16 protein-coding genes are annotated in these 17,542 nt (G+C 71.6%); 13 read left to right on the top strand and 3 right to left on the bottom strand.

The features are described 5' to 3' along the window. Position 1: 1 nt before the first annotated feature. The 3 genes from xdhB to uraD (G5C62_RS04980) all read right to left on the bottom strand — a co-directional run bounded on the left by xdhB (position 2) and on the right by uraD (G5C62_RS04980) (position 5,993). Positions 2–2,446 carry a xanthine dehydrogenase molybdopterin binding subunit gene (gene xdhB, locus G5C62_RS04990; RefSeq protein ID WP_164700130.1) on the bottom strand — a complete coding sequence of 815 codons (2,445 nt, stop codon included), beginning with the start codon at positions 2,444–2,446 and terminating at the stop codon, positions 2–4. After that, a complete protein-coding gene (locus G5C62_RS04985; RefSeq protein WP_164700129.1) occupies positions 2,443–3,915 on the bottom strand; it encodes a xanthine dehydrogenase small subunit in 1,473 nt (490 codons plus the stop codon). The genes xdhB and G5C62_RS04985 overlap by 4 nt, the downstream gene beginning before the upstream one ends. A 140-nt stretch (positions 3,916–4,055) precedes the next feature. Then, positions 4,056–5,993, bottom strand: a complete 1,938-nt coding sequence (gene uraD, locus G5C62_RS04980; RefSeq protein ID WP_164700128.1) for a 2-oxo-4-hydroxy-4-carboxy-5-ureidoimidazoline decarboxylase — start codon at positions 5,991–5,993, stop codon at positions 4,056–4,058. Between the two features lie 228 nt (positions 5,994–6,221). On the opposite strand from uraD (G5C62_RS04980), the gene G5C62_RS04975 reads away from it, so the two are divergent. The 13 genes from G5C62_RS04975 to G5C62_RS27915 form a co-directional block, all read left to right on the top strand. Beyond that, positions 6,222–6,464, top strand: a complete 243-nt coding sequence (locus G5C62_RS04975; RefSeq protein WP_164700127.1) for a thiamine-binding protein — start codon at positions 6,222–6,224, stop codon at positions 6,462–6,464. Next, positions 6,454–6,870 (top strand): helix-turn-helix domain-containing protein, encoded by a 417-nt coding sequence (locus G5C62_RS04970; protein ID WP_241175701.1) that lies wholly within the window; start codon positions 6,454–6,456, stop codon positions 6,868–6,870. The genes G5C62_RS04975 and G5C62_RS04970 overlap by 11 nt, the downstream gene beginning before the upstream one ends. Positions 6,871–7,004: 134 nt before the next feature. Continuing rightward, positions 7,005–7,529: a 2-oxo-4-hydroxy-4-carboxy-5-ureidoimidazoline decarboxylase gene (gene uraD / locus G5C62_RS04965; RefSeq protein ID WP_206330466.1), complete on the top strand. Its 525-nt coding sequence runs from the start codon at positions 7,005–7,007 to the stop codon at positions 7,527–7,529. Continuing rightward, on the top strand, positions 7,526–7,861 hold the full coding sequence (gene uraH / locus G5C62_RS04960; protein ID WP_164700125.1) for a hydroxyisourate hydrolase: 336 nt from the start codon (positions 7,526–7,528) through the stop codon (positions 7,859–7,861). The genes uraD (G5C62_RS04965) and uraH overlap by 4 nt, the downstream gene beginning before the upstream one ends. A gap of 6 nt (positions 7,862–7,867) precedes the next feature. Continuing rightward, positions 7,868–8,773 carry a factor-independent urate hydroxylase gene (gene pucL, locus G5C62_RS04955; protein WP_164700124.1) on the top strand — a complete coding sequence of 302 codons (906 nt, stop codon included), beginning with the start codon at positions 7,868–7,870 and terminating at the stop codon, positions 8,771–8,773. 117 nt (positions 8,774–8,890) lie between these two features. Beyond that, entirely contained in the window at positions 8,891–9,715 is an 825-nt protein-coding gene (locus G5C62_RS04950; protein ID WP_164700123.1) for a hydroxypyruvate isomerase family protein, read from the top strand. 30 nt (positions 9,716–9,745) lie between these two features. After that, the gene (locus G5C62_RS04945) at positions 9,746–10,633 is read left to right on the top strand and encodes a 2-hydroxy-3-oxopropionate reductase (RefSeq protein ID WP_164700122.1); all 888 of its coding nucleotides are present in this window, start codon (positions 9,746–9,748) and stop codon (positions 10,631–10,633) included. Between the two features lie 30 nt (positions 10,634–10,663). After that, on the top strand, positions 10,664–12,463 hold the full coding sequence (gcl, locus tag G5C62_RS04940) for a glyoxylate carboligase (protein WP_164700121.1): 1,800 nt from the start codon (positions 10,664–10,666) through the stop codon (positions 12,461–12,463). Beyond that, complete coding sequence (locus G5C62_RS04935; RefSeq protein ID WP_164700120.1) at positions 12,463–13,617, top strand: glycerate kinase; 1,155 nt, start codon at positions 12,463–12,465, stop codon at positions 13,615–13,617. The genes gcl and G5C62_RS04935 overlap by 1 nt, the downstream gene beginning before the upstream one ends. Continuing rightward, positions 13,614–14,006: a gamma-glutamylcyclotransferase gene (locus G5C62_RS04930; RefSeq protein ID WP_164700119.1), complete on the top strand. Its 393-nt coding sequence runs from the start codon at positions 13,614–13,616 to the stop codon at positions 14,004–14,006. The genes G5C62_RS04935 and G5C62_RS04930 overlap by 4 nt, the downstream gene beginning before the upstream one ends. After that, positions 14,003–15,355, top strand: coding sequence for an allantoinase AllB (allB, locus tag G5C62_RS04925; RefSeq protein ID WP_206330464.1), 1,353 nt, complete (start codon positions 14,003–14,005; stop codon positions 15,353–15,355). Before G5C62_RS04930 ends, allB begins: the two co-directional genes overlap by 4 nt. 61 nt (positions 15,356–15,416) lie before the next feature. After that, positions 15,417–16,250 carry a bifunctional allantoicase/(S)-ureidoglycine aminohydrolase gene (locus tag G5C62_RS04920; RefSeq protein ID WP_164700118.1) on the top strand — a complete coding sequence of 278 codons (834 nt, stop codon included), beginning with the start codon at positions 15,417–15,419 and terminating at the stop codon, positions 16,248–16,250. 77 nt (positions 16,251–16,327) lie between these two features. Then, positions 16,328–17,542 (top strand): IclR family transcriptional regulator (locus G5C62_RS27915; protein ID WP_241175700.1); only part of this gene is annotated, 1,215 nt, incomplete at its 3' end.

Genomic DNA, 17,542 nt, shown 5'->3' with positions numbered 1-17,542 from the left:
CTCACGTCTGGGTCAGCTGGTGCTGCACGCGCTCGGAATACGGCTCCATCAACGGCGCGTCGGCGTCCGGCTGCTCGGGCTCGACACCGGGAGCCCCTTCCTCGACGTGCCCGTGCTCCGGACACCGGGCCTGCTCGATGGCCCAGAAGACGGCCTCAGGCGTGGCCGGTGACGCCAGGTCCACGCTGACGCCGACCGGCCCGAAGGCTGCCGCAGCCTGGCGCAGCGCCTCCCGTACGGAGAACGCCAGCATCAGTGGTGGCTCGCCGACCGCCTTCGAGCCGTAGACGGCGCCCTCCTCCGTCGCGTTCGTCAGCAGGGTGACGTTGAAGACCTCGGGCATCTCGGAGAAGCTCGGCAACTTGTAGGTGCTCGCCGCCGACGACGCCAGCCGACCGCGGGTGATCCCGTCGCTCTCGTCCCAGCGCAGTTCCTCGAGCGTGAGCCAACCGGCGCCCTGCACGAAGCCACCCTCGATCTGCCCGAGGTCCAGCAGGGGCGAGAGCGAGTCGCCCACGTCGTGCACGATGTCGACCCGTCGCACCCGGTAGGCCCCGGTGAAGCCGTCGACCTCAACCTCGGATGCGGCCACACCGTAGGAGAAGTACTTGAACGGCTCGCCCCGCATCAGCGTGGAGTCCCAGTGCAGACCCTCGGTGCGGTAGTAACCGGCCGCCCACAGCTGGACCCGCTGGAAGTAGGCGAGCTGGACGATCTCCTCCCACGGGACCGGCTCGCTGGCGAAGCTGATGCCCCGCACCCGACCGTCCCCGAATCGCACGTCGACAGGAGGCACGCCGAGCCGCTCCGCCGCGACCTGTGCCAATCGTTCGCGGATCTGCTCGCAGGCGTTCTTGATGGCCCCACCGTTGAGATCAGCGCCAGAGCTCGCCGCGGTCGCCGAGGTGTTCGGCACCTTGTCGGTCCGGGTGGGGGCGAGCCGGACCCGGTGCAACGGGACGCCGAGGGTGGTCGCCGCGACCTGGAGCATCTTGGTGTGCAGTCCCTGGCCCATCTCGGTGCCGCCGTGGTTGACCAGCACCGATCCGTCCTTGTACACGTGGACCAGCGCGCCGGCCTGGTTGAACGCCGTGAAGTTGAAGGAGACCCCGAACTTCACCGGCGTGATGGCCAGGCCCCGCTTGGTGTCCCCATGGGCGTCGTTGAAGGCGGCGATCTCCTCGGTGCGCGCGGCGAAGTCGCTGGTGTCGAGGACCTGCTGCCACGCCGTCGCCAGTCGTTCCGGATGCCGCACGGGCTGCCCGTAGGGCGTGGTCTGCCCTGCCGAGTACAAGTTGCGGCGGCGCAGGGTGGCTGCGTCCTGGCCGAGCAGCGGCGCGCAACGCCCGAGGATGTCCTCGATCACCAGCATCCCCTGCGGCCCACCGAATCCGCGGAAGGCCGTCTGGGAGGTCTTGTTGGTCTTGGCGATCCGGCCGTTGACTCGGACGTCGGGGATCCAGTACGCGTTGTCGATGTGGCACAGCGCCCGGGCCAGCACCGGCTCGGACAGGTCGAGGCTCCAGCCGCCGTCGGAGGTGAGGGTGGCATCCAGCGCCTGGAGGCGGCCGGCCGCGTCGAAGCCGACCCGCCAGCGGGCGTGGAAACCGTGCCGCTTGCCCGTCATCGTCATGTCCTGCGTCCGGTTGAGCCGGAGTCGGACCGGTCGGCCGGTGAGCTTCGCGCCGAGGGCTGCGATCGCGGCCAGACCGTGCGGCTGCATCTCCTTGCCGCCGAAACCGCCGCCCATCCGCAGGCACTGCACCGTCACCTCCGAGTTGGACAGCCCCAGGACGTGCGCCACGATCTCCTGGGTCTCCGACGGGTGCTGGGTGCTGCTCTGGACGAAGACCTGACCGCCCTCGTCCACGTGTGCGAGGGCGCAGTGGGTCTCCAGGTAGAAGTGCTCCTGCCCGGCGAACTCGAACTCGCCGCTGAAGACGTGCGCCGCCCCGGCGAGGCCGGCCTCGACGTCCCCGCGCTCCACGGTGGGCTGTCCGCCCTGGAAGCTCCCGGCATCGATCGCCTCCCGGACGGACACCAGGGAAGGCAGCGGCTCGACCTCCGCCTGGATCGCCGCCGCGCCGAGCCGGGCAGCCTCGAGGGAGTCACCGAGGACCCAGCACACGGCGTGGCCGTAGAACATGACCTCGTCGGGGAAGAGCGGTTCGTCGTGCTTGACCCCGGCGTCGTTGACCCCGGGGACGTCTGCGGCCGTGAGCACCCGCACCACACCGGGGACCTGCAGTGCGGCCTCCGTGTGCAGTGCGGTGACCCGTGCGTGCGCGTGGAGGACCTGGACGGGATGGGCGTGCAACACGTCCTTGGTACGCAGGACGAGGTCGTCGGTGTAGAGGGCCTCGCCCGTGACGTGCAGAGCCGCGCTCTCGTGGGGGACGGCCCTGCCGACGACGGGATCGGTCGGTCGCTCGGAGAGCGCGCTCACGCTCCCACCTCCTGTGGGGTCCGGTGCTGCGAGTACAGCTTGAGAAGGGCCTGGCCGAGCATGGCCGAGCGGTACCTCGCACTGGCCCGGAGGTCGTCCAGCGGGGTCCCCTCGGCGGCCATCACCCGGGTCGCCGACCGGACCGTCTCCTCGCTCCAGGGCTGACCGGTCAGCGCCGCCTCGGTCGCCCGGGCCCGCAGCGGCGTCGCGGCGACTCCGCCCAGCCCGATGCGGGCACTGCGCACGGTCCCGTCCACGACGTCCAGACCGAAGCCGACCGCGACGCTGGAGATGTCGTCGAACCGGCGTTTGGCCACCTTGTGGAAGGCGACGAGGCCAGGCTGCGGCTGCGGGATCCGCACGGCACGGATGAGCTCGCCGGGTTGCCGCACGCTCTGCCGGTAGCCGGTGAAGTACTCGGCCAGGGCCACCTCGCGCTCCCCCTGAGCGGAGATGAGGACCACCGAGGCATCGAGCGCGAGGAGGGCCGGCGGGGTGTCGCCGATCGGTGACCCGGTGCCGAGGTTGCCACCGAACGTGGCACCGTTGCGGATGAGCCTCGAGGCGAACTGCGGAAAGAGCTGGTCGAGCAGCGGAACGCGCCCGCGCAGCAACTCCTCGACCTCGGACAGGCTCAGAGCCGCACCGATCTCGATGAACTCGGGCTCGACGCTGAACGTACGCAGTTCGGGGAGACGATCGATCGCGACGACGAGCGGTGTACGAGCGGCCCTCAGGTTGACGTCGACGCCCCAGTCGGTCGAACCGGCCACGAGCAGGGCCTCCGGCCGGTCCGCGATCAGGGCCAGCGTGTCGGCCAAGGCGGCCGGCCGGACGAACTCGGCGTCCCCACCGGCCAGCCGGGTGGCGGGGACCGGGGGCGGCGGCTGATCCCGTCGGGCGGCGAGCAGGTCGTCGGTGGACGGTGTGCCCAGCGCGAAGGCCGCGTCCCGGATGGGGCGGTACCCCGTGCACCGGCACAGGTTGCCGCTGAGGGCGTGGAGGTCGAACCCGTTCGCGCCGTGCAGGTGATCGTCGTGCTCTTCGGACCCACCAGGACCCGCGTCGCCCGACTCGACCGGCACCCGCTCCGGTCGGTAGTACTCCGCGGCCATGCTGCACACGAACCCCGGGGTGCAGTAGCCGCACTGCGAGCCGCCACGGACGGCGAGCTCGCGTTGGACGGGGTGGAGGGCATCCGAGCTCCCGAGTCCCTCGGCCGTGACCAGTTCCTGGCCGTCGAGCGCGGCGATCGGCAGCAGGCAGGCGTTGAGGGCCGTCCACCGGGTGGGGGTTGCGAGGCCCGGCCGCGCCACCAGGACGGAGCACGCGCCGCACTCCCCCTCGGCGCAGCCCTCCTTGGCCCCGATCAGACCGCTGCTCCGCAGCCAGTCGAGGGCGGTGGTGTGCGGGGGCACGGCGGAGAGGGACCTCGTCCGCCCGTTCACGGTGACTGCCGGTGACTGCATGCGACCTTGCTCCTGTCCATCGTCTTGTCGATCGGTGACTGCCCCGGGGCCGCGGCGGGCCCTTCGGTGCGGACGGCGGGGGCTTCTCCGGACGCGTCCACCCGGCAGTGCCGCTGCGCCCGGAGACCCCCGCCCGCCGATCAGAGCGTGGTTGCTCCGTACCGCTGCGTGCGCGCGCTGTGGATCGGGTTGGCATCCGCGACGAGGTCGTCGAAACGGTGACCTGCGATCTTGGCGATCTCGATGAGCGCCGCCGCGTGCTCCTGGGTGGGCGAGTTCTCCGTCCGGGCCCAGCCCTGGGCCATGATGTGCTCCCGGTTGGGGCTGTCGCGGACACAGACGATGAGCGGGAAGCCGAACTTCTCCCGATAGGCGGTGGTCACCTCGTGGAGGGCAGCGTGGTCCTCCTCCGTGAGCCGGGTCAGGCCCGCCGATCCCTGGTCCAGGGTCGACTGCTCGCCGGCCGTCCCCTCGGCCACCGCGTCGCAACCGAGCGCCGGGTAGGCGGCCATCAACTCTCGCTGCTGCTCCGGTGTCGCCGCGAACAACGCCTCCTGCAGCGCCGCCCGCAGGGCACTGGTGCTGCTGAACGGCCGCTGGGTGCAGGCGTTCTCCACGACCCACGTCGGCCCCTGGAACAGCCTGCCGAAGGTGGCGACGAACTCGTCCCGGTCCATGGAGTTCACGTCGTCCAGCCGGACCTGACCACGCCCCGGCGTGCCGGTCAGGGCAGCGCCACGGCCGCGCCCCAGGTGGTGGAAGACGGCGTTGAGCACGATCGCGGTGATGCTGCCCAAGGTGATGCCGCTGCCGAAGATGATCTGTGCCCAGGTGGGCACCGCATCGACGACCCCCGGCTGGACGGTGACGAGCAGGGCCAGCCCGAGGCTCGTGGCGACGATGACGACGTTGCGGTGGTCGTTGAAGTCGACCCGCGACAGGGTCTGGATCCCGACGACCGCCACGGTGGCGAACATCGCCAGCGCCGCTCCGCCCAGCACCGGGTGCGGGATGCCGGCCACCACCGCGCCCGCCTTGGGGATGAGGCCGACCAGGATCATGAATCCGCCCGCGGCCGCCACCACCCACCGGCTCTTGACCTGGGTGAGGCGCACCAGGCCGACGTTCTCGGCGAAGCAGGTGTAAGGGAAGGAGTTGAAGACGCCCCCGATGGTGGTTGCCAGACCGTCCGCCCGGATCGCCGCCGCGATGTCCTTCCGTCCGATCCGCTTGCGGACGATCTCCCCCGTGGCGAACACGTCGCCGGTGGTCTCCACCGCGGTGATGAGCATGACGACGATCATCGAGACGATGGCGGCCAGGCTGAACTTCGGCCAACCGAAGTAGAAGGGCGTCGTCACCCCCACCCACGAGGAGTCCGCCACGGCGGCGAAGGTCGCATCGCCGAGGGCCCACGCCGTCACCGTTCCCGCGACCAGCCCGACGAGGACCGCCACGGTCGCCATGAAGCCGCGGAAGAACCGCTGCATCAGCACGATCAGGCCGAGGGTGCCCAGTGCGTACGCGAGGTTCCGCCCGTTGCCGGGGTCCAGGTGAGCGCCGCCGCCGACGACGTCCATGGCGGCGACCGGCAGCAGGGCGATGCCGATGATCGTGATGACCGATCCGGTGACCACCGGCGGGAAGAACCGGATGAGCCGGCTGAAGTACGGGGCGATCAGGAAGGTGAACAGCCCGGCGACGATCACCGCGCCGTAGATGACCAGCAGACCGTCGGTGCCGCCTCCCGCGGCGAGTGCGATCGCGATCATCGGCGAGACCGCCGTGAACGTCACCCCCTGCAGCAGCGGTAGCCGTACCCCGACCTTCCAGAACCCGACGGACTGGATGATCGACGCGATGCCGCACGTGAACAGGTCGGCGTTGATCAGGTGGATGAGCTCGCGGTCGGAGAGCCCGATGGCGCCGGCCAGCAGGATGGGCACGATCACCGCGCCGGCGTAGAAGGCGAGCAAGTGCTGGATGCCGTAGACGGCGAGTTTGCCCGCCGGGGGGACCTCGTCGACGGGGTGCTTGCGGCGAGCGCGGGGCGCCTGCAGGGGTGCTGCCTGGGACATGGCATTCCTCGTTGAGCCAGTCGGGACGGCTTCCGCCATACGGAATCGGTTGTTCCGGTCCGTCACAAGCTAGGGTGATGCAGGTCTCACGTCAACAGTCTGTTGATTTTTGACCCGAGGCGGAGCCGAGCGGCTTGATCACATCGCGAGATCGGTCGAAGCCCGAGCCGTCGACCCAGCCGCGCAACCTGCGCCCACCGACGTCACGGCAGGGCATAACCTGCCGCCATGCGGCTGTTAGCGGAGTTCACCACCGAGCCCTTCGTCGGCGAAGGCGCTTCCCCGGCACACGCCACGGAGACGTTGCGCGTCGTCGAGGCGGCCGGGCTGACCTGCGACTTCGGGCCACTGGGGACGTCGATCGCCGGGGAGGGCGAGGCGCTGCTCCCGGTGCTGGGGCAGGTGCTCGTCACGGCACTGGAACACGGCGCCACCCGAGTCTCCCTGCAGGTCGAGCGCGTTGACGACTGACCCGGCGGCCGAGCCCGCGCTGATCGACCACGCCCATCCACTGCTGGCGGCACTCGCGCCGTTGCTCAGCAGGACCAACGCGGTGCTGATAGCCCCGGATCGCGTCACCGAGTCCGACGTCCCTCTCCTGTGGGAAGGCGAGACCATCGCGGGAGTACGCCTCCCCGGCCTGCCGGCGGAGAGCCCGGTCGAGGCAGTGGGCGACCTGGGCAGGCTCCTCGAGGACCTGGCCACCGAGCTCGGCGCGCCACTGTGCGATCTGCCGCGGCCGCAGAAGCAGCGCGCCGTGCGGCTGCTGGAGGAGCGGGGGGCCTTCACCTATCGCAAGTCGGCGGAGACCGTGGCCGAGGCCCTCAAGGTCAGCCGGTTCACCGTCTACAACTACCTGAACCGCGACCGAGGATGACCGCCGGCCACGTCCGCGACACACCCGACCGAGGATCAACTTCAACAAACTGTTGACGCAGCCCGAGTCGGCCTGACAGCCTCTCGACCAGACGGGACGTTACTTCCGTCACAGGCGAGGAGGCCTTCGTGGACATGCTCGACTTCAACTCAGCCCCGGCCGCGGAACTCACTCCTGCGCTCCTGGCCTGCTGTGACGTCCCGGCGTGGGCCGCCGCGGTCCGGGACGGCCGGCCCTACCCAGATCACGACTCGCTGTTCGCCACCGCCGACGAGGCCGCTCGCCGGTTCACCCGTTCCGACGTCGACCGCGCCCTGGCGGCCCACCCGCGCATCGGGGAGCGGGCGCACCGGGAGGGCGCCGAGGCAGGGTGGTCGCGGCAGGAGCAGTCCGGTGTGCACCGCGACGCCGACACACAACAGGCACTGGCCGAGGGGAACCGGGCCTACGAACAGCGGTTCGGTCGGGTGTTCCTGATCTGCGCGACCGGCCTCTCCGGCGAGGAGATCCTCTCCGCCCTGCGGACCCGGCTGGAGAACGACGAGCACGTCGAGGCCCAGGTGGTGGCTGCGGAACTGCGCAAGATCGCCCTGCTGCGGCTGGGTCGGGTCGTCGAACCCGTTCGCGAGCGGGCGAGCTCGCGCCCGGGCACAGCATGAGCGCGGTCACCACCCACGTGCTGGACACCGCCCAGGGCCGACCGGCGGCCGGCGTCCTGGTCCGGCTGGAGCAGGTCACCGGGGTCGGCAGTGCCGTCATCGCCGCCGGGACCACCGACGACGACGGACGAGTCCGCTCGCTGGGGCCCGACCGGGTCTGTCCCGGCAGCTACCGGCTCGTGTTCGACACCGCCGGCTACTTCACCCGCACGGGCCAACCCTGCTTCTTCCCCGAGGTCAGCGTCTCCTTCGTAGTGGCTGACCCCACGCAGCACCACCACGTTCCGCTGCTGTTGAGCCCGTTCGCCTACTCCACCTACCGAGGGAGCTGAACCACCATGGCCATCACCCTGGGCCCCAACCAGTACGGCAAGGCCGAGAACCGACTCGTCCGCATCATCCGGGACACCGCCCGCCACGAGATCCGGGACCTGAACGTCTCCTCGGCGCTGCGCGGCCGTTTCGAGGACGCGCACGTCTCCGGTGACCAGCGGGACGTGCTGCCCACCGACACCCAGAAGAACACCGTCTTCGCCTTCGCCAAGGAGAAGGGGGTGACCGCGATCGAGGAGTTCGCACTCGCCCTCGGCGACCACTTCATCGGGCAGACCCCGGCGGCCGAGGGCGCGCGTATCGAGATCGAGGAGTACGCCTGGAACCGGATCCCGGTGGACGGCGCGGGCCACGACCACTCCTTCGTCCGCACCGGCGGCGGTGTACGCACCACGGTCGTCAACGTCGACGGCTCGGGCGACGAGCGGAAGGCGCACGTCGTCTCGGGGGTCAAGGACCTGGTGGTGCTGAAGTCCACCGGCTCGGAGTTCCACGGCTTTCGCAAGGACGAGTACACGACGCTCCCGGAGACCACCGACCGGATCTTGGCCACATCGCTCGTCGCCCGCTGGCGCTACGAGCACACCGACGTCGACTGGGACAAGGCCCACGACGCGATCACGGGCCTGCTGCTCCAGCGCTTCGCCGAGATCCACAGTTACGCGCTGCAGCAGACCCTCTACGGCATGGGTACGGCCGTCCTCGAGCAGCACCCCGAGGTCGCCGAGATCAAGTTCTCCGCACCGAACAAGCACCACTTCCTCGTCGACCTCTCGCCCTTCGGGACCGAGAACCCCGGCGAGGTCTTCCACGCCGCCGACCGGCCCTACGGACTGATCGAGGCGAGTGTCGTGCGCGATGACGCGTCCGATCCGGGATCGGCCTGGCAGGGCGTGCCCGGCTTCTGCTGACCGGGAGCCACCTGCACCAGCCCGCTGCCCGCCGGCGTCGTCGGACCCGGCAGGCAGTGAGCGCCCTCCCCCACCACCACGCCCCCTCTCCTCCCAGGTCCCGGAAGAAGGTCGGCCATGAGCCATGCCCTCCGCTACGCGGTCAACTGCTCCCTCCTCTTCACCGAACTCCCCCTGCTCGAGCGCCCCGCCGCTGCCGCGGACGCCGGCTTCGGGGCCGTCGAGTTCTGGTGGCCCTTTCCCGAGTCCGTGCCGGGCGACCACGAGGCCGACGCCTTCGTCTCCGCGGTCCGGGACGCCGAGGTCCAGCTGATCGGGTTGAACTTCGCCGCCGGCGACATGCCGGGCGGCGACCGGGGCCTGATCTCCTGGCCGGCCCGGGCCGCCGAGTTCCGCGACAACGTCGACGTGACCGTCGGGATCGGCGAGCAACTCGGCTGCCGCGCCTTCAACGCGCTGTACGGCAACCGCATCGACGGGGTCGACCCGGCCGCGCAGGACGCCCTCGGTGCCGAGAACCTGACCTTGGCGGCCACGGCCGCCGCCAGGATCGGCGGGACCGTGCTGGTCGAGCCGGTCAGCGGCGCCCCGCGGTACCCGCTGCTCACGGCGGCCGACGTGTTGGCCGTGCTGGACCGGGTCCGCGAGGAGCACGGGGTCACCGATCTCGGGCTGCTCGCCGACCTCTACCACCTCGCGGTCAACGGCGACGACGTCGACGAGGTCATCGCCGACGCCGGCGACCGGATCGCTCACGTCCAGATCGCCGATTCCCCGGGCCGCGGCGAGCCCGGCACCGGCTCCCTGCCGCTGGAGCGTCAGCTCACCGATCTCGAGGCGGCCGGCTACCGCGGCTGGGTGGCGCTCGAGTACAAGCCCTCGGCCTCCACCGCGCAGAGCCTCGAGTGGCTCCCCCGGCCACGCCGGGCCGCATCCGCCTGACCACACCATCCCTTCTGAGAGAGGTCCACCATGACCACCATCGCGTTCATCGGGCTCGGCATCATGGGCAGCCCGATGTCGGTCCATCTGGCCAAGGCGGGGTACGACGTCGTCGGCTACAACCTCACCCCCGACCGGACCGGGCCGCTCGAGGAGGCCGGTGGTCGGGCCGCCGGCTCCTCGGCCGAGGCCGTCGCCGAGGCCGACGTCGTCGCGATCATGGTGCCGGACTCGCCCGACGTGCAGGCCGTGCTCACCGGCGAGGACGGCGTCTTCGCCACCGCCAAGCCCGGCACCCTGGTCATCGACTTCTCCAGCATCCGGCCCGACGTCACCGTCGCGCTGAGCACCGAGGCCACCGAGCGCGGCTTCCGGCTGCTGGACGCGCCGGTGTCCGGCGGTGAGGCCGGCGCGGTCAACGCCGCGCTGTCGATCATGGTCGGTGGCACGGCGGACGACTTCGCGGCCGCCAAACCGATCCTCGACGTGGTCGGCAAGACCGTCGTGCACGTCGGCCCGGCCGGCTCGGGTCAGACCGTCAAGGCCGCCAACCAGCTCATCGTGGCCGCCAACATCCAGGTGCTGGCCGAGGCCGTCGTGTTCCTGGAGGCCTACGGGGTGGACACCACCGCCGCACTCGAGGTGCTCGGCGGCGGGCTGGCCGGCTCCAAGGTGCTGGAGCAGAAGAAGGCCAACATGCTCAGCCGGACGTTCGACCCCGGCTTCCGGATCGACCTGCACCACAAGGACCTGGGCATCCTGACCTCCGCGGCCCGGGAGGCCGGGGTCGTGGTGCCGCTCGGCGCGCTGGTCGCGCAGCTCATGGCCTCCGCCCGGGCCAACGGCGACGGCCAGCTCGACCACTCCGCGCTGCTGCGCGGTGTCGAGCGACTCACCGGCCGCTCCTCCTCGTCCTGACCTCTCCCCCACACCCGTAAGGAGCACGCCATGCCCAAGATGACCGCTGCCCGAGCCGCCGTGGAGATCCTCCGTCGGGAAGGCACCAGCCACCTGTTCGGTCTGCCCGGCGCCGCCATCAACCCCTTCTACGCGGCTCTGCGCGCCTCCGGTGAACTCACCCACGTGCTGGCCCGGCACGTCGAGGGCGCCTCGCACATGGCCGAGGGCTACACCCGTGCGGCGACCGGCAACATCGGCGTCTGCATCGGCACCTCCGGCCCGGCCGGCACCGACATGGTCACCGGGCTCTACTCCGCCTCCGCCGACTCGATCCCGATCCTGTGCATCACCGGCCAGGCACCGGTGGCCCGGCTGCACAAGGAGGACTTCCAGGCCGTCGACATCACCTCGATCGTCGGGCCCGTGACCAAGTGGGCGACCACCGTGCTGGAGCCGGCACAGGTGCCCGGCGCCTTCCAGAAGGCCTTTCAGCTGATGCGCTCGGGCCGACCCGGCCCGGTGCTCATCGACCTGCCGATCGATGTACAGCTGGCCGAGATCGAGTTCGACCCGGACACCTACGAGCCACTGCCGGTGGTGAACCCTGCCGCCACACGGGCACAGGCCGAGAAGGCGCTGGCGATGCTGTGCGCCGCCGAGCGACCGCTGCTGGTGGCCGGCGGCGGGATCGTCAACGCCGACGCTGCCGACCTGCTGGTGGAGTTCGCCGAGCTGACCGGTGTTCCCGTCGTCCCCACCCTGATGGGCTGGGGCACCATCCCCGACGACCACCCGCTGATGGCCGGCATGGTCGGGCTGCAGACCTCGCACCGATACGGCAACGCCACGCTGCTGGAGTCGGACTTCGTGCTCGGGATCGGCAACCGTTGGGCCAACCGGCACACCGGCGGGCTGGACACCTACACCCGTGGCCGCACCTTCGTGCACGTCGACATCGAGCCCACCCAGATCGGCCGGGTCTTCGCCCCCGACTACGGCATCGTCTCCGACGCCGGCGCGGCGCTGCGGGTCTTCGTCGAGGTGGCCCGCGAGCTGGCCGCCGAGGGCCGGCTGCCCGACCGCACCGCCTGGGCGGACTCCTGCCGGCAGCGCCGGCGCACGCTCCAGCGGCGGACCGACTTCGACCAGGTGCCGGTCAAGCCGCAGCGGGTCTACCAGGAGATGAACAAGGCCTTCGGACCCGACACCACCTACGTCAGCACCATCGGGCTGTCCCAGATCCAGGCCGCCCAGCTGCTGCACGTCTACGGCCCGCGGCAGTGGATCAACGCCGGCCAGGCCGGCCCGCTGGGCTGGACGGTGCCGGCCACGCTCGGCGTGGCCACCGCACAGCCCGAGGCCACCGTGGTCGCCCTCTCCGGCGACTACGACTTCCAGTTCATGATCGAGGAGCTGGCCGTCGGCGCGCAGTTCAACATCCCCTACGTGCACGTGCTGGTGAACAACGCCTACCTCGGATTGATCCGGCAGAGCCAGCGCGGCTTCGACATGGACTACTGCGTGCAGCTGTCCTTCGACAACATCAACTCCCCCGAGGTCGGCGGCTACGGGGTCGACCACGTCAAGGTGGTCGAGGGGCTGGGGTGCAAGGCCCTGCGGGTGTTCGAGCCCGACGAGATCCTGCCGGCGCTGGAGCAGGCCAAGAAGATGGTGGTCGAGCACCGGGTGCCCGTCGTCGTCGAGGTCATCCTGGAGCGGGTCACCAACGTCTCGATGGGCACCGAGATCGACAACGTCATCGAGTTCGAGGAGCTGGCCACCCGCGGCGAGCACGCACCCACCGCGGTCGTGCCCCTGGACCTCGCCGAGCTGCAGTTGCTCGACTGATGCACGTCGTCATCGCCCCGGACAAGTTCAAGGGCAGCCTGTCCGCCGCCTCGGTCGCCGCCGCGGTGGCGGCCGGCCTGGTCGAGGCGGTGCCGTCGGCCACCGTGGTGCAGGTCCCGGTGGCCGACGGCGGGGAGGGCACGCTCGCCGCGGCGCTGGCCGCCGGGTTCAGCCGGGTGCCGGTGCGGGTGGCCGGACCGACCGGGGCACCGCTGGCTTCGGCCCTGGCGATCCGCGGACGGACGGCGGTGGTGGAGATGGCCGCGGCGTCCGGGCTCGCCGTCCTGCCCGACGGGGTGCCCGCACCGCTGACGGCAACCAGCCTGGGCACCGGGCAGCTGGTCCGCGCCGCTCTGGACCACGGCTGCACCGAGGTGGTGCTCGGCATCGGCGGCAGCGCCAGCACCGACGGCGGCGCCGGCCTGCTCGTCGGGCTCGGCGCGCAGCTCACCGACGCGGACGGCCGCGACCTGCCGCCGGGCGGCGCGGCCTTGCAGTTCCTGCACCGGGTGAACCTGACCGGGCTGGACCCGCGGCTGCGCTCGACCCGGGTGGTCCTGGCCACCGACGTGGACAACCCGCTGCTCGGCCGCACGGGGGCGGCGGCCGTCTACGGCCCGCAGAAGGGGGCCTCCCCCACCGACGTCCCGGTGCTCGAGGCCGGCCTGGCCCGATGGGCGGCCATGCTCGGTGAGTCCCTCGGTCCGCCCGCGGCCGGGGCCGCCGACCGGGCAGGGGCCGGTGCCGCGGGCGGGGTGGGGTACGCCTGCCTCGCCGGGCTGGGCGCCGACCGGCGGCCCGGCATCGACGTCGTCCTGAACCTGGTCGGCTTCGCCGAGCTGCTGCCCGGGGCCGACCTGGTGATCACCGGTGAGGGCTCGCTGGACGCCCAGACACTGCATGGCAAGGCGCCGGCCGGCGTGGCCGCCCGTGCCCGGGCGGCCGGCGTCCCGGTGGTCGCCGTGGCCGGCCGGTCCCTGCTCGACCCGGGCGAGCTGCGCGCCGCGGGGATCGACGCCGCCTACACCCTCATCGACCTCGAACCCGACGCGCATCTGTGCATGCGCGAGGCCGGACGGCTGCTGCAGCGGCTGGCCCGCCGGGTCGCCCGCGATCATCTCCTGACCCCGACCCACCGAGAGGCCTCCCGATGACCGTCTCCGTTCCCCTGTTCGTCAATGGCGACGGCATGCGCGGTGGTGCCGTCCACCCGACCATCGCCGACCACCCATTCCTCGGCGAGGCGATGACAGCGCCGCGCTACCGCTTCTACTCCGTCGGCGACCGGTTCCCGGCGCTCTGGCCGGTCGACGAAGGTGGGGTCGCGGTGCCCGGCGAGCTCTACGACGTGCCGCTGACCGTGATCCGGGACGCCTTCATCCCCGCCGAGCCGCCCGAGCTGGAGATGAGCGTCATCGAGCTGGCCGACGGGTCCGCCGCGCTCGCCGTGGTGCTGCGCCCGGACGTGCTGGGCTCTCCGCTGCTGATGGACATCTCCGCCGCCGGCGGCTGGCGCGCGTACCGGGCCGGGGCCCCGGCGTGAACGGGTCCGACCGCCGGTTCGACCTGGTGCTGCGCGCGCCGCGCGCGGTGACACCCGACGGCGAGACCGCCGTGTGCGTCGGCGTGACCGGGGGCCGGATCAGGGCCGTGGAACCGCTGGCGGCGGCGCTGCACGGGGCGCGGGTGGTGGAGCTGGCCGCCGACGAGGTGCTGCTGCCCGGGCTCGTCGACACCCACGTGCACGTCAACGAGCCGGGCCGCACCGAGTGGGAGGGCTTCGAGACCGCGACCCGGGCGGCCGCCGCAGGTGGGGTGACGACCGTCCTGGACATGCCGCTGAACAGCATCCCATCGACGGTCGACGTGGCAGCGCTGGAGGTGAAGAAGAAGGCCGCCGACGGCAAGTGCTCCGTCGACGTCGGCTTCTGGGGCGGCGCCGTGCCGGGCAACGTCGCCGACCTGCGCCCGCTGCACGAGGCGGGCGTGTTCGGCTTCAAGTGCTTCCTGCTCGACTCCGGGGTGCCGGAGTTCCCGCCGCTGTCGGCGGGTGAGCTCGAGGAGCACATGCGCGAACTGGCCGGCTTCGGCGGCCTGATGATCGTGCACGCCGAGGACCCGGTCACCATCGCCGGTGCCCCCCAGCCGCACGGCGGGCACTATCAGGACTTTCTCCGCTCCCGGCCGAGCAGCGCGGAGGACCGCGCGATCGCAACGGTCATCGAGACCACCCGGCGGACCGGTGCCCGGACGCACGTCCTACACCTCTCCAGCGCAGATGCCGTTCCGATGCTGCACACAGCCCGGGCCGACGGGCTGCCGATCACCGTCGAGACGTGCCCGCACTACCTGTCCTTCGACGCCGAAGCCGTCGCCGAGGGCGCCACCCAGTTCAAGTGCTGCCCGCCCATCCGGGGGGCGAGCAACCGGGAGCGGCTGTGGCAGGCGCTCGCCGCGGGCGACATCGACTGCGTCGTCTCCGACCACTCCCCCAGCACACCCGAGCTCAAGCGGCTGGACGTCGGCGACTTCGGCCTCGCCTGGGGCGGGGTCAGCTCACTGCAGCTGGGGCTGCCCGCGGTCTGGACCGAGGCCCGCGCTCGCGGCCACGCCCTGTCCGACGTGGTGCGCTGGATGGCCGGGCAGCCCGCGCGCATGGCTGGGTTGCGGACCAAAGGGCGGCTGGCCGTCGGCGCCGACGCCGACTTCTGCGTCTTCGCTCCCGATGAGCCGTTCACCGTCGACGCTGCCCGGCTGCACCACCGCAACCCCGTCACGCCGTACCAGGGTCGCCGGCTCGACGGCGTCGTCCGGAGCACCTGGCTGCGCGGTGGCGCCATCGACACCGCCTCGCAGCCGCGGGGCCGGTTCCTGATCCGCGGCGCGGCGTGAAACACCGGAACGACACCACCATCGAGCCGACGAGACGGCTCCTGCGGAGAGGACGACGAGCGTGACGACCAGCTCCTACTACGCCCCCCGGGGCGGGCTGCCGAGGCAGACCGAGCTCACCACCAACCGGGCGATGTTCACCGAGGCCTACGCCGTCCTGCCGAAGGGGACGATGACCGACATCGTCACCAGCAACCTGCCGTTCTGGGACCGCACCCGGCTGTGGGTGATCGCCCGGCCGCTGTCCGGCTTCGCCGAGACCTTCTCCCAGTACATCGTGGAGGTCGCCGGCGGCGGCGGCAGCGACCGTCCCGAGATCGACCCGGCCGCCGAGGCGGTGCTCTTCGTGATCGAGGGCACCCTCCGGCTGACCATCGGCGAGGCGACGCACCAGCTGGAGCCCGGGGGCTACGTCTTCCTCCCGCCCGGCACGCAGTGGACGCTGTACAACGACCAGGGCGAGCCGGCCCGCTTCCACTGGATCCGCAAGACGTACCAGCGCGTCGACGGGATCGAGGTCCCCGAACCCTTCGTGACCAACGAGCGCGACGTCGAACCGACGCCGATGCCGGACACCGACGGTGCGTGGACCACCACTCGCTTCGTGGACCAGACCGACGTCCGGCACGACATGCACGTCAACATCGTCACCTTCGAACCCGGCGGCGTGATCCCCTTCCCGGAGACGCACGTGATGGAGCACGGGCTCTACGTGCTGGAGGGCAAGGCCGTCTACCTGCTCAACCAGGACTGGGTCGAGGTCGAGGCCGGGGACTTCATGTGGCTGCGCGCGTTCTGCCCGCAGGCCTGCTACGCCGGCGGCCCCGGTCGCTTCCGGTACCTGCTGTACAAGGACGTCAACCGGCACGTCCAGTTGAGCCGGCAGTTCGTCTGACCATGACGACGTCCTCCCAGGTGCGCAGCGGTCGCCGGGCGATCCGTGCACCGCAGACCCCGGCACCGTCGGCGCGCGTGCGGACCGTTCCGTCCGGGGGCGTGCAGTCGGTCTACCGGGCTCTCGACGTCCTCGAGATCGTGGAGCACGCGGGCGGTTGCCTGTCGCTGAGCGAGGTGGCCGCGGTGATGGGCGCTCCGCTCTCCACGGTCCACCGGCTCACGTCCACCCTGGTCGAACGCGGCTATCTGCGCCGGCTGCCCGACCGTCGCTACGCACTCGGCTCCCGCCTGCTCCCACTTGGGGCGGTCGCCGGGGCGATGCTCGGGACGTGGGCCCGGCCCGTCCTCGACGAGCTCGTCACCGGGCTGGGCGAGTCAGCCAGCCTCGCCGTTCTCGACGGGGACCATGCGGTGTACGTCGGCCAGGCGCCCTCCGGCCACTCCCTGCGCATGTCCACCGAGGTGGGCAGGCGGGTCGGACTGCACTGCACGGGAGTCGGCAAGGCCATCTTGTCCCTGCTGCCCGAGGACGAGGCGCGGAGGCTGTTGCTGCGTGCCGGGATGCCGGCTCGGACTGCGCACACGGTCACCGACCCGGATGAACTCATCGCCGCGCTGCGCTCGATCCGGCACCAGGGCCACGCGATCGACGACGAGGAGCAGGAGGTCGGCGGGCGGTGCATCGCCGTCCCCGTTGCCGGGGTGCTCGCCCAGATGGCGATCTCGGTGTCCGGGCCCAGCGGTCGCGTGACCCCGTCCTTCGCCGAACGGGCGATTCCGCTGCTGACCGCCGCGAGTGCCGTCCTCGCCTCCGAGGTGGCCGAGCAGCTGGCGCAGCGCTGTGACGTGCCCTCGGGCGGGGACGTCGTACAGCGCGTGCACGACCCGCCCCTCCTCGTCGAGGACGAACGTCGACCGCACCGTCCCCGCGTCGTCCGCTCCCTCGTCCCACGCGCCGTACCGTCGGTGCGCAGTGCCGGCGGGATCGGCCAGGAGCGGGAAGGTCAGCGACTCCTCGTCGCGGAACTGCGCCAGGTCGGCGGGCTGGTCCGGCGAGACGCCGAAGACGGCGTACCCGGCGGCGGTGAGGGACGCCAGACTGTCCCGGAAGTCGCATGCCTGCGCGGTGCAGCCGGGTGTCCCGGCTGCGGGGTAGAAGTACAGGACGACGCGGGGACGGTGCGGTCGACGTTCGTCCTCGACGAGGAGGGGCGGGTCGTGCACGCGCTGTACGACGTCCCCGCCCGAGGGCACGTCACAGCGCTGCGCCAGCTGCTCGGCCTGGATCTC

It is taken from the genome of Modestobacter sp. KNN46-3, assembly GCF_011039295.1.
This window is presented reverse-complemented; position numbering and strand designations above follow the sequence as displayed.